Consider the following 15,518-nt stretch of genomic DNA (forward strand, 5'->3'; position numbering starts at 1 on the left):
AGCTATAATAAAATAAATGTTATGATATGGAATAAACCATGCCACGAATCACTGAAAATATAGAAACCTATGTCACGCATTTATTAAGTGATCTGGAACCCGTTCCTTCTCAAAATCAGCATCTTGCCTACGGTTATCCCGGCGAAAGACAGGTATTCAAAGACCCGATGCTGGATGGGAAACAAGTCGTGGTGGTGAACAGTCAATATGATAAACATGGCAGACCTGTTACAGGGCAGCCTGATGTGATCCAAGAGGCGAATAATTATATAGACAATCTTGTAGCCGCTGCCAAATCTCTGATAGACAAAGATAAGAAAGGTGAGAAGGATTTGAGAAAAAATGCCATTGATGAAATGGCAAAAACTTTCAAAAAGTCCATTTCAGAAACCATTCCTTCCGACAAAGCAAAAGCGGATTTGTTTTCAAGTAAAAAAAGCTCTGCCAATAAAGACTTTCTGGAACAGTTGGCCAAAGTCGAAGGCAGTTTACAGCAATTCACACAGGCTGTCGCAAAAGCCTCAGGTCATAAATTAAAAGCACTGGATAAAGAAGGGCATAATATTCGCAGTCATAATCGCGATACCTTGATACATCGCTTTAAAGCGCCCAACTCTAAAGAAGGCGAAGAACAATTTATTATGTACATTCCGTGTGGAAGGTACACCAAACGCCAACAAAGACTAATGGGCAAGGATGAATCTGAAGTCAACAGAGATCACGACACTACAAGTCATAAACGTTCTGACCTGGTTCTGGGCAACAGCAGTATGGCGCGCATGATTGCCGGGACAAGACATTCTGATGGCACCGTGACTATTCACCATGACAGTTTTTCTGGTCCTGGTGCACGCATGCCCTATTCTGATTTTAAGGGTGCTGATGACTATAAAAAGCTGGCTATCAAAGCGGTCACCTTAATCAACCAGGAAGAAGTCATCCAAACCCTGGCACAGCGTCAAATTGACCGAATGACCAATGAAGACCTTTGGAATAAAATTCCTGAAGAGTACCGCCCTGATGAGCTTCCTCCTGATGCGGAGAAAGCACGAGCGCAATTAATAAAGCTGTATGTAGAACATAATCCATTATCTGTCACGGAATGTTATACACAAGTTGTAACAGCCGGACAAAGGGTAGCGGCCGAAAATCAAAAAGAACAATTTGAATACGTACGGCAAATGATGGATGCTTTTGATGGCTCCAAAGCAAAAATCACCATTCAAACCGGCTCCAATACAGAAGTGGAAACAGCGGTTGGTTATCAGGCGCGTATGAGTTCCTGGGGAGTGAATTGGTTTAGACAGGTTGGAGCGCTCAATCCGCTCTCTGACAATAGTGTCACAAAAAATCAAAATGCGCGTTTTGTAAATCAAATGACTGATGACGTCATCAGAAATTTAGACAAAGTGGCACAAAACCTGGGTGATTATGACAAAGCAGGCGCATTACACACATTATTAAAAGGCCCAGACGTCAGCGACCTTAATCAACAAATCACTGAGAAAGAAAATGCCTTAAAAGAGGTGAAAGGAGCCTATCGAGAAGCATTATTCAGCTATTTCGAAGAATATCAGAAAGGCGAAGGGAAATGGGATCAAGCCAAACTGGATCAATTGAAAAATCAGGTTGATGGCTATGAAAAAAGCATTAAAAAACAAGAATCAGCCATTTATGAACTACATAATCAAATCGATGCCTTAAGAAAGGCTTATTACACAGAACACAAAGGGCAAATCAATAAGGCTTTACAAGAACTTAAAGAACAAATAAGCCCTGTAATCCAGAATAAAGAAACAGATCCTGAAACCAAATCCAGACTGCAGCACTTTTACAATTCATGTGCTTACCTCACGCAAGCTCAAGAGCTCTATTATGAGAACACCTGGCATCATGGCAAAAATAATTTCAAGCTGCAAACCTTAATGGCTTCTCTCTCCTGCGAGCTGGATTACGCCAATACGAAAGGATGTAAGAGTAATAATGATCGTGGCCAAAGATTGGCGCAAAAAATTGTTGGGAATGCTTTATGGACAGCAATGAGTGAGGACGGGTTATACACTGGTGAATTTCTGGATCATCGAAGGACACATGGTAAAGAAGTCAGTAATGTAGAACAACTTGATCGGGAACTTACTACTATACAGGCCCTTCATCATACTGCCAATACGGGTGTTTCCGGCGGAAAGTTTGAAATTCAGGATAAAGCCAATTTCGCTGATAATGGCCTTTTTGGCAAGGTCGCTAATTTTGCCAAAATAAAAGAAATGGGGCCTGAAAACGCTTTTACCAAAAATATGGGTACAAAAATTAAAGCAGGTCTCGGGCTTGGGTTACTAGCAGCTGGTGGATTTGTCGCCCTTACTTTGCTATTCCCTCCGGCAGGCTTGGCTGTGGCCGCCTTGGGAATTGGTGTGGCAGCCGGTGCTGCCATTGTTGCTGGCGTTACTTTTGCGGCCACTTATCTTTTTGGTACCGCTATTGATGCTATTAATAACAAGATAGAAGAAGGAAAGATTAAATCCATTGTTCGCGAGGGTATGAAAGCGGCATCAGAAAATTCACCACAACACAAAACCGAACAAAAGGATCATTTAACGGTGAATGCCAAACTTCATCAACAATTAGGTGTGACGCGAGAGTCTGTCTTGGAAAGACAATCCACTCCAAAACAAGAGTTTGAAAAACCCAAAGATATGACCTCGAAAGTTGACTTAACAGCAGCGATGGAGGATGATAATCGAAGCGAAAGCACCCCCACGCCAGTAAACTTCTAAGGGTTATGAGTTTAACAATCTAACAATGAAAGAAATCAGCGCTCTTTTTTTTCTTTATCTCATAAGCACGGCCAGTTTTTCGCTTCCCAAAGGCTTTGTTTATTTACACGATGTAGCACCTGACATCATTGAAGACATAAGATATGCCACCCATAATAATTTCATAGGAAATCCTATCCCAGGTTACAAACGCGGAGTATGTATAGTCACCAGACAAACCGCGCAACAATTAAAAAAAGCGGAAGAATACATCAAACCCAAAGGATATACGCTAAAAGTATATGATTGCTACAGGCCACAAAGGGCTGTGGATTATTTTTATAAGTGGAGCCGCAATGCCAAAGATCATCGAATGAAACCTGAATTTTATCCCCGTGAAATAAAACAGGATTTGTTTGACCGTGGTTATATTGCTCTAACCTCTGGCCACACGCGAGGCAGTACCCTTGACTTAACGCTGGTGAAACTAACAGCCTCTCGAGAAAAAAAATCTAATCATCCTTTAACACGTTGCTACGATAAAACACCAAACTATCTGAATGATGATTCGATCGATACAGGAACTCGTTTTGATTGTCTGGATGTGTCAGCCAACATTGATTATTCCAAGTTGAGTAAAAACCAGAAAGCCAATCGCGAATTACTACAAAAGCTCATGAAACGCTTTGGTTTTAGACCTTATTACTATGAATGGTGGCATTTCACCCTGAAAAATGAACCTTATCCAGACACCTATTTCAATTTTCCAGTCGAATAAATAGTTAACATCAGAACTCACTCTGACACACTTATTCATGTCCTGGATGAAACGACTCAACCCAACCCTGGAAGACAATTAAAACCCAATATGAATTTATTTTTTATTTAGTGGGTATATTAAACATATATTGAATATTATTTCATCATCAGTTATCCTTGCCAGCCATTTCAAGTCCATATCACTAACGGAGAATGATAGATGCGTGTTTCAAAATTACTTTTTTTAACTTTGGCATTGAGCGGGAATTTATTTGCTCAAGATATCAAAGTAGTAGGAACGTTAAACCAAACATTAAAAGCCCCGCAAAATAAAACACTCAACACAAAACCCGCCATACAACAAATCAAATTGCTTAAAATGCAGTTGTCAAATTCTGCTATCAAAGCACTTGCGAGAAAAACAGACATTACACTCAAAAAACCGAATACCATAACCACATCAACAGCTCTCCCATCCAAAGTAGAATTAGGTATGAATAACGTACCTGTTCTGAACCAGGGAAGCTTTGGAACTTGCGTCACTTTTGCAACGACTGCGGCCATAGATGCTGCTTTAAACAAAGGTGACTACATCAGCCAATTGTGCCAATTACAACTAGGGCTGTATCTGGAGAAAAACGGTCATTCACCAAGTGGTTGGGATGGCTCATTAGGGCGCATAGTCTTAAGTCAAATGGAAAATTTTGGGATAGTCAGCAAAGAAAAACAAAAAAACCTGGGATGTGGTGGACTAACTGAATACCCAGACAACGAGCAACCTACCCCTGATCATGCCATGTCGCTTGAGCAATTCCATGAAATGAGCGAAGATCCAGAGACTAATCCTGTTATTTACACGCCCATCCTGGATGTTTATCAGGCTGTATTAGACAGAACAGACACCAACAAAACGATTAATGATATAAAAACCGCTTTGAATCAAAAAGATCGGGTTACTTTTGCGGTATTATTGCTGGATTTTGATTTAGGTGTTATGGGTGCCGTAGGAACGAATAAAACACAATTCGATACCTGGGTACTAACCCCTGAAATTGCTCGTGATATTTATCTTCGCCCATTTTTTGGCGGTCATGAAATGATTATAACTGGATATGATGACAATGCCGTCGCTGTTGATGACAATGGCCGGGAGCACAAAGGATTATTTACTTTACGTAACTCATGGGGTGAGCAATTTGGAGACAAGGGTAATTTTTACATGTCCTATGATTACTTCAAGGTTTTAACTATTGAGGCACAACGTATCCGTGCTCTTGCTGATAATGAATCAGAAGAAGAGTCAATGACGGCCTGAACAAATCACCATCATAAAATCAATATAATTGGTTAAGCCAAACTCCCCTCATCCTGGTTCATTTTGCAAGTGGATTAGGTGAGGGTATTCCTAAACCAAACTTGATTCAGCTATTTTACGTCCTCCGCAATAAAAATTTCACCAGAAGATCAGTCCAAAACATACCATTTAAAAATCATTTTGTGTATAATGTGATCACGTTATTTTTCTTGCAAATATCATGGCCCAAAAACCAACTAAAATCACACACCTTGTAGTATTAGGAGATAGTTTATCCGATAGAGGAACGCTTAATAAACGTGAGCTGCTGGGTTTTATCCCCATGAGTTATTTAAGTGGATTAAGAAGCAAATCTCCAAAAGGTCGATTCACTAATGGTTTTCTTTGGGGGGATTATGTCGGTGCGACCACTGCAGAGCAATTTGAGATAGAGCATATCCGAAGAAAATTAAGATTGCATAATAATGCAAGAGACAATGCGGATATAGGCGATGAATTACTCATCAATGATAAGGCACGAAGAGAAAATGAAAACTCTTTTAGCTTAAATGAAGACAATCATATTCTGTTTAAAGGGGAAAGATTTGCCCGCTTCTATTGCGAAGGTGGATTAACTTCTCATGACTACTCTTGTAGCTTTACCTTTAACCTGGTTTTGTTTTTTACAAGATTGATTCTCGCTACTTTGGGAGGAAAACGGACTCAATTATTGGCTGATGATAAAAAATACAATATTTCCAACCTTGAAAAATCTGAAACATTAGTTGTGGAGTGGTCAGGCGCGAACGACTTGATCACCGCCAATGACAAGCCTTCTCGTGCGGCTGCAGAGAAAGCAGTTAACGACCGAATTCAAAATATTGAAGCGCTTATTCATAATGGGTACAGAAATTTTGTTTTATTCAATTTGCCCAATCTCTCATTGACCCCAAGATTTCAAAGAAAAAATGCTGAAGAACAGCGTAATGCATCTGATTGTACTGAATACTTTAATCAACAACTGCAGACAAAATCTCTTGAATTAATCAAAAAATACAAAGAATTGGGAATTCCTGTCAATCTCTCTGTCTTTGATGTTAATGAGCAGTTTAAGGAAGTTTACAGTAATCCCGAACAATATGGCTTTGATAGAGACAAGTTAAAATCCCCTTACGTTGAATCGGATCTTTTTAAAGAAAATCAGAAAAACCCTGTTGATCAAAAAGAACATATTTCACCAGCCAAAGGATATATGTTCTGGGATGATGTTCACCCGACTGCAACAATGCATGATTGGTTAGCTGAGCGTTTCAAAGAGAAATACTATGATAAAGTTTTTCGATTTGAACCACCGCTTCAAGCAAAACATAGGCACAAAGAAACCGCTGATGCTCTGGCAAAAACAACAGACTCCATGGTCAAAACCGATAAACCGGTAAAGAAGCTTCCGGAAAATATCGTATTGATGTTAAATGCTATCCATTCAAGAGCACAATTGATGTGTCAATCCACTGATGATCAACGACGTGAAAAAGGTGAGTTATTAAAGCATTTTATTTTTGAAATAAAATGCCAACATGGAAACCTAGAAAACATCTATGGGTTAATCTCTGCATTTACCTTAAACCCTGACCATTCAAAAATAATAAAAACTCACCAAAATCCAATAATTGATTTCTTTAGAAACAAGGCGACGACAAGAAGCGAGGATGATATTGCTGCCTTACAAAAAGCAGTCGCAGCGTATTTACAACCTGAAGACAACAAGGAACATCTCGTTAAACTTACCTGATCAAAGAAATCCTAACTTAATTAATCTGGTAAGTTTTAATGCATCCCTGATAGGGAACACGCGTACTTTTCACCCCATAAAATAGTCCCACTTCCAGATTATTGCATACTTGCTCTGGACTTAAGGTGTCCAGGCACTGGGGTATCGTTTTATTTTGACAATTTGGAAAAATGGCGTCAGGAGTATTCATGGCTTGATAATACTCATTACCCCACTCATACAAATCGGACGTATAATAAGTAGTAGAATTTCTGACCCTCATTTGCTTGTCTAAATCAAAAATTTTCATCCCGGGATTGTTGTGATGCGCCCTGCTAATTCCGGGAGTAGAAAACGCATAAATAGTTGAGCCATCGGATAATCTGATTTTCCTGAATTCCTCCATATGGGAGTGTGAGAACAGTATGGTGATTTGATCATAGGATTGATGATATTTGTCTAATAACGTCAAAAATCTATCCAGATAAATGTCATGCCAAAACCGGTTGCCGTTATAGGCTGTACCAGGAGGAACATGCATCGCCAACAACAATTGCTTTGCACGATGATTTTTTAATTGTTGTTCAAGCCAAAATAATTGTACAAAGGCATCCCTTTGTTGATTAGGGTACTTTGGTAAAAAAACAGGGGTCTTGGTCCATTGAACCGAATTAAGTGCTATTAAAATAATCTCTTTATTATTGGGGATGACATAACTGGAGTAATAGCCATCCTTGCGCATATGAGTATCATCAATAATTAACCCATCACAATAAGCACAAGCACCATCCCAATCCAGAGCCAAATTGAGTGGCGACTTATTGTCTGAAGAAAATGGCTGGTAATTGCCAAGCAAGGAATCATTATTTCCTGTAATATAAAACATGGGCTTTTGACCCGGATTCGCTTCATGCAAACCATGAAATACAACTTGTTCGTATTCTTCTTTTTTAGGTATCGAAAATAACGAGTGAGTAGGCAGATCACCCAAATGTAAAATAAAATCTACATTTTGAGACAATTCCTCAAATCGTTTGAACGTGACATCCAAAAACTCCTTTCCAGTATCCTGCCCATCCTTTGCTATATTTTCTGCACCATAATGAATATCAGAGATTGTTAGAAATTTTGGTGCAGAAAAGGCTAAAGAAACAAAACCTGTTAACAAAAGAATTACTCGAATACTAAAATTCAATTACTACTCCAAATCAATTTATACCGATATTAAGCAGTTCTCAATTATAGCTCTTTTACACAGTACTTACGATAAACCTCAATCTCTTTGTTGAAAAATGTTTTTAATTCGGCCATTTAGTTTATCTGAACTCTTGCATTAAAAACATTTTTTGCCTTGACCTTGGAGTTTTCGTAAATACTGTTACAATCACCTTGAATACTGCAAAGCCCGAATGCAGAAAAAACAGTCTATTTAACATGAGTTTTACCGATAAGGATTGTACGAGAACCTGCCAATATCCAGGGTCTGTTCAGGCTGAGGAGATACATAAGCATCGCCTCGAAGCCTTGTCACGGAATATGAAATCCCGTACAAGGGGCTTCGAGACGGCATAAATGCCTCCTCAGCCCAAACGGTTCGAAATAACAACTGACCTTATCATAACTTCACATCATTTAAATCGTGTTTTGGGCAGAACAGCACATTCAAAACTCAATCCCTGATGATGCCTTCAGCTCAAATCAATTCAAAATCAGTTGTTCAGGACCACAGACATGTTTGCAGCGCGACAATAAATAGATAAGGATTATACGAGAGCCTGGCTATATCCAGGGTTCGTTCAGGCTGAGGAGATGCATAAGCATCGTCTCGAAGCCCTGGCACGAAATATTAAATCTCATACAAGGCTTCGAGACAGCATAAATGCCTCCTCAGCCCAAACGACTCAAGATAACGTTACGTTGGAAGAGCCCCGCATTACATTTTGTAATATGAGGCTAGTCTTTCTTTTAATTATCAAACTCAGATTATACCGCTTCCCGAATTATCCAGGTTCTCTCTGCCTTATTTTCAGATAAAGGTGCTTGCACCCAAAGAAGCAAAGGTTTTCCCGATGGTGTAACAGGCATCACTTTAGAAGACAAAGCTACGGCGAATGAATATTTCTTGCCAATTGATTGTAAAGCTTTCCAAACGCTATTCGCATTAGACTGATTGTCTGTCACGATTAATTCATTGCCCCGGTAAACCACATTCACATCCTGTCCTCTCAAGACCTGCCTCACTGCCGTTTCCAAACGCCTCCATTTGGCTTGATGAACTCGCTGTAACTCAATTTGTGTAGGATTAAATTGGAACTTAATGCGACTGTGGGGAGATAATACCCGTGCCAGTCGACTGCTTGTTGGGCTTTGCTGCAAGAAATAAGTGCATAATGCGTCTAATAATGGACGTCCTGGCCCAGCTGGTTTTCCTGGTAATCTATTGATATACATAGCAAAAGCCAAAGTATGGCCATTAGCAGTATACAAGTAACCGGATAAACTGTTCATCCCCGTCATCGTCCCGGTTTTGGCTCGCACAAATCCTTGTTGATTTGGGGTTTTAAACCGTTTTTGCAAAGTACCATCCCGACCAGAGATGGGTAAAGCAGCAATGTATTCGTATGATAATGGGAAACGTTGATACAAGAACTTTAAAAGCGCCATGGTTTGCGCTGGAGTTACCAAATTATAACGTGATAATCCAGAACCATCTGTAAAATTCGAGTCTTTTAAATCGATTCCTGTTTGTTGCTGCAAAAAGTTTTTAATTACTGGCTGTGCTTGCTTCCAATCCACAGGACTACCCTTAATTTTGGCAGCAGCATGCAAGTATAAACTATCAGCATATAAATTATCAGAAGGCTTTAAAGTATCTGCCATCAGTTGGGAAATTGGCTTTGAATAGCGAGTGGCAATTAATAAAGTACCAGCAGGAGCTCTTCCAAGCAAAACCTGCCCATTTAATTTAATGTTAGACTTGGCAAGCTCACTCACAATCATCCCCTGGGCATAAACAAAAGGATTCTTTATAGCGATGCGTTGCTGAACAGCCCATTGCCCTAATCCAACACAGCCTCTTACCGTTAAATTGTTCTCAGGATCCAAATAAAACCCTACACCACATCCTTTCTCACTCGCCTTCGTGGTCGCTTGATTATTCAGGTTAATGGTACCGCCGCCATCATCTACTTCAACAATAGCAGGAGCGCCTGCTTTAGCCCCGGGGTTGACCGTGATTGTTAATCGGTTGGAATCAACCATCAAAGGTGCTATTGGCGCACCATAACTATAAGATAAATCCGAAGTTAGCCAGCCTGGGGGATAGGCAGGAATGGACATCAGGCTACTGTCAATGATCACATTACCTTGAATGGTTGTGATATTCCAATCCTTGAGTGAAGAAAGCAACGTCTTTAAATCTTCTCTGCTAAACGAAGGATCGCCGCTGAGATGTAAATACAAGTTTCCGTGCAAAACACCTTGTTGTAATTGATTGGCGCTCGTACTGAGTTGATTCTTGAATTGGTAGTCTGGACCCAAAGCCATCAGAGCCGCTGCCTCGGAAAAAAGCTTCATGTTGCTGGCAGGAATATACAAACGATTGGCATTGCGTTTATATAGCGTCTCGCCCGAGGTTAGATCGGTCACTACTATCCCCAGGTTCACATGAGGGTTTAGCCGATTAATTAATTTATCCACCTCGAACTGCATACTAGCCGCATGAGATGACAGTGACCATACTGCCCACATGAATGCCCCAGTCAACGTCCTTTTCATTTAAATATTTTCCTTAACATTGAATTTCACAATATAAATCAGGTTGAATTGTTTGATACATAGTGACAATTTCTGAGTTAGTTCCAATAAGCTAATCATATCTCAAGCCCAATCGCTCCAAAAGCCCTGCAAGGGTATCATTATCAAAAAATTTTACTTTTAACCAACCTCCGTCTTCGCCATCGTTTACAATTTGTACAGGAGCCCCCACTTGTTCAGCCAGGATAGTCTGTAACCGCTCAATATCTCTGTCTTTTCTGGGGTTTTTTGGGCTATTTATATCTTTATTTTTATAAGATTTAATTTCTTGCTCTAAGTGTCTGACAGACCATTCCTCTCCAATAATCTGCTGAGCAAACATTTCTTGTTGTTCAGGATTTAAACCAACCAATACACGAGCATGTCCAAAGGATAACACTTTGTCTCGAACCAACTGTTTAACCTTATCTGTCAAGGTAAGGAGACGAAGAATATTTGCGACATGGCTACGAGATTTACCTACCAACGCTGCGATCTCGTCCTGATGATAATGGAATTCTTCAATTAAACGCTTATAACCAGTGGCTTCCTCAATTAAATTCAAATCCTGACGTTGAATATTTTCGATTAAAGTGAGAGCACATGCCTGTTGATCACTATAATCTCCAATCAAACAAGGGACTTCATTTAATCCCGCCAATTTGGCCGCACGCCACCTTCTTTCCCCTGCAATAATTTCATATCGCTCTTTTGCTATGGGTCTTACCACCAAAGGTTCAATTAAACCCTGGGAAGAAATTGACTGAGCCAATTCCTGTAACTCCGTTACATTAAAATCTTGCCTGGGTTGATACTGACCTGCCTGCAGGCTTGTAACAGGTAAATAAGTAAATCGGGTTTGCATAGGAAAAAATCAAGAAACTTAAGGATATGAAATTGTTTCACAATAGTGCCTGAAATGGAATTGTATCCGGTTTATCTGACCACAAAGAAAAACCCTGAAACGAAAAAAAACTTATTCTAAACAGTGGGTCTGTTTATTATTTTTTCCTCATTTTCCTTGTTACTTTCAGATTGAACTCCAAAAAATCGAAGAGTGGACTGATAAGGTACTTCTTTGGATTTTAACTCTTCAGCGAAGTCGGGATATTTTTCTAACAGTTTCTTGCCAAGCCCAATAATATACGAATCCTTGGAGCTTTGAATGAGGCGCATATAATGTGCAGCAGTAATCAAGTCATTTGCAGCTCCGGATTTCAATAATATCTCACAAGCAGATAACATAGCGTTCGTGCAACCTTGGGCAGCTGATTGCAAAATCATCTGCTTATGCTGTGATGATGAAGGAGAATAAACTTGTGCCAGACGAAATAAAGCCAAAGAATTCGTTTTAGCTAATAACTGCATTTCAGGCAGGCGCTTCACTACGGCTTGCTTTAATCCCGGATTATCGGGTTCTCGTTGTAATTGTTTAACCAAAGCAGCAAATTCGCTACTTGGATCTAATTGCGCGGCCATACCTCAACCTTTGATTATCATCTTCATTAAAGACAGAATAAATGCTCAAAATTAAGACAAAATTAAGAGATGGCACTTTTACATTTTTTTTACACATAACTGTTTTTTTAACAGTATTTTAAGGACATAAATGCTAAAAAACTCCCATCTTGATCAAAACAGGAAATAAAAATTAAAATAATTTTTCATATCTGTCCCAACCCAAATGAAATAGCATGTGCGCTAAAATTGCTGAGGTCAGCCCATATTGCCAAAATAAAAAACCAAAGAGTATGGACTGCGAAAGACTCAATAATACAAAAGAGTAAAGAAATCGTCTGGATGGTGTGCAACCTGCTGCAATATAGGCTGGAAGTTGGCCTACAGCAAAAATAAATGCACTCAAAAAAATTGAAATAATTATAATTTCCGAATTAATTTGACTTGTAAACAATAAAGCAAAAAAGCACACCACATTCATTAATCCCCATCTGGCAATTACCTCTTCTACAACCCCTCCATAAAGGACACAACCATCAAGTCCTATTTTGGACCGCAATTCCGACATAATCTTGAAACTTTTTTCATCAAGTATGGAACCAAACAACCCATAATACAGTATACAAAAAATAACCAACCCTAAAAGGGCATATAAAAAAGTAGGTAATAAAATCACTTGAAAGGAATCTAGGCTGGCTTTGCCTTGCAAAAGACCTTCCAGGAGAGGATCGCCTAGCCCGGTACGTGAAGACAGGATGGAGCCAGCAAAACTCATGACAAATGTCATAAATAAGGTTTGCAGCACAACAAAACGACTAAATCTTTTTTTTAATCTCTCGGTATTATCGGCTAGCAGAAAATATACCAGGCGATGCATCACGATTAAAACACCAGGAATGGATAAACAAAACAAGACAATAATTACAGGCCAATCAATTATCATTTTTCATCCTTTCGCAATACACTGTAAAAAAAGCCATCCATGCTATGCTCCCCAGGCAATATCTGTTGACCATGCCCAGTCCACCTTCCCCAGGACCATTTGCCATCACTCACTTGACAATCCGAATGCTCTGCAACAAATTGGGCGATTTGCAACTCATTTTCATCACTCATAATAGAGCATGTGGCATAAACCATTAAACCACCTGGTGCAAGCAGTGGCCATAATGAATTCAACATACTGGATTGTACCTGAGAAATTGCTGAAATCTCTTCATCCGTTCGTAATAATTTGATATCAGAGTGGCGTCTAATCACTCCTGTAGCGGAACAGGGAGCATCCAGTAAAATACGATCAAATGGATGACCATCCCACCAGCTTCTGGGTTCCAATACATCACCTTGCACCACCGTTGCTTGCAAATCCAATCGATTTAAGTTATCTCTGACCCGCTGTAACCGCTGCGGGTCTAAATCCAATGCAACACAGGAAGCCAAACCAGGCTCTTTCTCCAAAATATGACATGTTTTTCCGCCAGGAGCGCAACAAGCATCCAGTACTCGCTGCCCGGGTTTTAAAGACAATAAATACGCTGCTAATTGAGGCGCGGCATCCTGAACAGACACAGAGCCTTGCGCAAAACCAGGAAGCGTCATCACATCACATGGGATTGCCAAAGTAATTCCATCAGGTGCGACAGGGTGTTTAAAAGCCTCTATCCCGGATTTTTTTAGTAAATCAAGATACTCATCAACTGAGTGTTTCAACACATTGACTCTCAAAGTCATGGGTGGGTGTCTATCATTCGCTGCAGCGATGAATTGCCAATCGTTTGGCCAGTCTTTTTGCAGGCGTTGAAGTAACCAATTCGGCTGTCCATAGATAAAAACCGGCTCTGCTGCCAGCTTTTCCAGAATATGGTCTTTTCGACGGCAAAAATTCCTTAGCACGGCATTTACCAGTCCTTTTGCCCAACTTTTTTTAACCTGCCCCAGTAAAGACACTGTCTCCTTCACCACGGCATAATCCGGCTTATTCATATACTGCAATTGATAAATACCTATCAACAAGACTATCCATAGCTCATTATCTTTAGGTCGCTTATTGATTAAAGTATCAGCTATGGATTGTAAACGAAAATAATGACGACAAAATCCATAGCAAATTTCTTTTGTCATGGGAGAAATCTCTTGCGGAGACATCAAATAGGACAGGTTTTTTCTGCTTTCTATCAAGGCCGTCAAAATTTTTAAGGCGTTGAATCTGTCATTTACTTTCATTGCAACATTAAACCAGTATGCAATTGTGTTTTACCCGAATTTAACCAATCCCTGACTGAAATGATCTTTGCTCCGGGAAATTGAATCTTTTCCACTAACAATGCATTATCACTGGTAGCGACCAACATTCCATTTTTATCGATATTTAATATCATGCCCGGCATCTCGGTACTCATGATATCAGTTGCTTTTGCCTGGTGAATTCTGAGCATTAATTCCCCAGCCAGCGTATAGGCAACAGGCCATGGATTAAATGCGCGAATTTTTCTATCTATTTCCACTGCAGACTGATGCCAGTTAATTCGTGCCTCTTCTTTATTAATTTTACCAGCATAAGTCGCTAATTCATTGTTTTGTAATTCAAATTGTGCTGAATTGGATGCTAAAGCCTCCAAAACATCCAATAATGGTTTTACTGACATTTTTGCTAATTTATCATGCAAACTACCAGCGGTATCCGAGGAAGTCACAGGACAGGCGGCCTTGCATAACATAGGGCCTGTATCCAATCCAACATCCATTTGCATAATGGTCACTCCGGATTCAGCATCACCATGTAAAATGGCATGTTGTATTGGAGATGCGCCACGCCAGCGCGGTAACAGAGAAGCATGCACATTAATACAACCCAGACGAGGAATTTCCAACACTGCTTTTGGTAATATTAATCCATAGGCTATCACGACCATTACATCGGGCTTTAAGGCAGAAAGTTCATCGACAGCTTCTTGATTTTTAAAATTAAGCGGTTGATAAACTGGTATCTGGTGATTTATTGCCCATTCTTTTACAGGAGACTCCTGTAATTTACGGCCTCGGCCAGCCGGCCTGTCGGGCTGAGTATAAACAGCCTTGAGATGATGCCTTGATTGAATTAAGGCATCCAGACAGGGTAAGCCAAATTCTGGAGTTCCAGCAAAAACGACAGTTAAACCATTCATGGCTTACGAGCTTGTAAACGCTTGAACTTATCTAATTTCCGGCGAGCCATCATTCTCTTCAATGGAGACAACATATCGACAAACAATTTGCCATTCATATGGTCAATTTCATGTTGTAAACACTCGGCAAGCAGCCCTTCACCCGTAATTTCAAACGGTTTGCCAAACCTGTCCAGTGCCTTCACGGTCACTTTTTCAGCTCTGACAACGGTATCATAAGCCCCTGGGACAGACAAACAGCCTTCTTCAAATTCTTTTTCGCCATGAGAGGAAACTATTTCAGGATTAACAATAACGATCTGCTCCTTTTTATCTCCCACTATATCAATGACAGATAAACGCAAGCTGACTCCTATTTGTGGTGCGGCAAGCCCAACTCCCCGAGCATCATACATTGTATCAAACATATCGTTGATTAATGTCTGTAAACTCTCATCAAAAGTCTCGACCGGCTTAGCTATTTTTCTTAACCGCTCATCAGGTAAATAAAGAATCTTGCGAATTGCCATTGTTTATCTAGT

At 40.0% G+C, this 15,518-nt stretch carries 12 protein-coding genes; 4 read left to right on the forward strand and 8 right to left on the reverse strand.

Translation table 11 applies throughout. From position 1 onward, the window contains the following. Nucleotides 1-38 precede the first annotated feature (38 nt). The 4 genes from sidF to plaD all read left to right on the forward strand — a co-directional run bounded on the left by sidF (nucleotide 39) and on the right by plaD (nucleotide 6,601). Nucleotides 39-2,777 (forward strand): Dot/Icm T4SS effector PI phosphatase SidF, encoded by a 2,739-nt coding sequence (gene sidF / locus LPG_RS13045; protein WP_010948284.1) that lies wholly within the window; start codon nucleotides 39-41, stop codon nucleotides 2,775-2,777. Nucleotides 2,778-2,802: 25 nt separating this feature from the next. Next, nucleotides 2,803-3,534: a M15 family metallopeptidase gene (locus LPG_RS13050; RefSeq protein ID WP_010948285.1), complete on the forward strand. Its 732-nt coding sequence runs from the start codon at nucleotides 2,803-2,805 to the stop codon at nucleotides 3,532-3,534. Nucleotides 3,535-3,735: 201 nt separating this feature from the next. Further along, nucleotides 3,736-4,830 carry a C1 family peptidase gene (locus LPG_RS13055; RefSeq protein WP_010948286.1) on the forward strand — a complete coding sequence of 365 codons (1,095 nt, stop codon included), beginning with the start codon at nucleotides 3,736-3,738 and terminating at the stop codon, nucleotides 4,828-4,830. A gap of 220 nt (nucleotides 4,831-5,050) precedes the next feature. Then, nucleotides 5,051-6,601, forward strand: a complete 1,551-nt coding sequence (gene plaD / locus LPG_RS13060) for a GDSL family phospholipase PlaD (RefSeq protein ID WP_010948287.1) — start codon at nucleotides 5,051-5,053, stop codon at nucleotides 6,599-6,601. Between the two features lie 16 nt (nucleotides 6,602-6,617). On the opposite strand, the gene legS1 is transcribed toward plaD, so the two are convergent. The 8 genes from legS1 to def form a co-directional block, all read right to left on the reverse strand. Continuing rightward, nucleotides 6,618-7,775 (reverse strand): Dot/Icm T4SS effector LegS1, encoded by a 1,158-nt coding sequence (gene legS1, locus LPG_RS13065; protein WP_010948288.1) that lies wholly within the window; start codon nucleotides 7,773-7,775, stop codon nucleotides 6,618-6,620. Between the two features lie 788 nt (nucleotides 7,776-8,563). Continuing rightward, complete coding sequence (dacB, locus tag LPG_RS13070; RefSeq protein ID WP_010948289.1) at nucleotides 8,564-10,357, reverse strand: D-alanyl-D-alanine carboxypeptidase/D-alanyl-D-alanine endopeptidase; 1,794 nt, start codon at nucleotides 10,355-10,357, stop codon at nucleotides 8,564-8,566. 91 nt (nucleotides 10,358-10,448) lie between these two features. Then, nucleotides 10,449-11,240 carry a ParB/RepB/Spo0J family partition protein gene (locus tag LPG_RS13075; RefSeq protein ID WP_010948290.1) on the reverse strand — a complete coding sequence of 264 codons (792 nt, stop codon included), beginning with the start codon at nucleotides 11,238-11,240 and terminating at the stop codon, nucleotides 10,449-10,451. Between the two features lie 116 nt (nucleotides 11,241-11,356). Next, complete coding sequence (gene ceg33 / locus LPG_RS13080; RefSeq protein WP_010948291.1) at nucleotides 11,357-11,854, reverse strand: Dot/Icm T4SS effector Ceg33; 498 nt, start codon at nucleotides 11,852-11,854, stop codon at nucleotides 11,357-11,359. Nucleotides 11,855-12,026: 172 nt separating this feature from the next. Continuing rightward, nucleotides 12,027-12,776, reverse strand: a complete 750-nt coding sequence (locus tag LPG_RS13085; RefSeq protein ID WP_010948292.1) for a CPBP family glutamic-type intramembrane protease — start codon at nucleotides 12,774-12,776, stop codon at nucleotides 12,027-12,029. Next, nucleotides 12,773-14,056: a 16S rRNA (cytosine(967)-C(5))-methyltransferase RsmB gene (rsmB, locus tag LPG_RS13090; RefSeq protein WP_010948293.1), complete on the reverse strand. Its 1,284-nt coding sequence runs from the start codon at nucleotides 14,054-14,056 to the stop codon at nucleotides 12,773-12,775. Before rsmB ends, LPG_RS13085 begins: the two co-directional genes overlap by 4 nt. After that, the gene (fmt, locus tag LPG_RS13095) at nucleotides 14,053-14,997 is read right to left on the reverse strand and encodes a methionyl-tRNA formyltransferase (protein ID WP_010948294.1); all 945 of its coding nucleotides are present in this window, start codon (nucleotides 14,995-14,997) and stop codon (nucleotides 14,053-14,055) included. The genes rsmB and fmt overlap by 4 nt, the downstream gene beginning before the upstream one ends. After that, entirely contained in the window at nucleotides 14,994-15,506 is a 513-nt protein-coding gene (gene def, locus LPG_RS13100; protein ID WP_010948295.1) for a peptide deformylase, read from the reverse strand. The genes fmt and def overlap by 4 nt, the downstream gene beginning before the upstream one ends. Nucleotides 15,507-15,518 lie beyond the last annotated feature (12 nt).

It is taken from the genome of Legionella pneumophila subsp. pneumophila str. Philadelphia 1 (assembly GCF_000008485.1).
Lineage (GTDB): Bacteria > Pseudomonadota > Gammaproteobacteria > Legionellales > Legionellaceae > Legionella > Legionella pneumophila.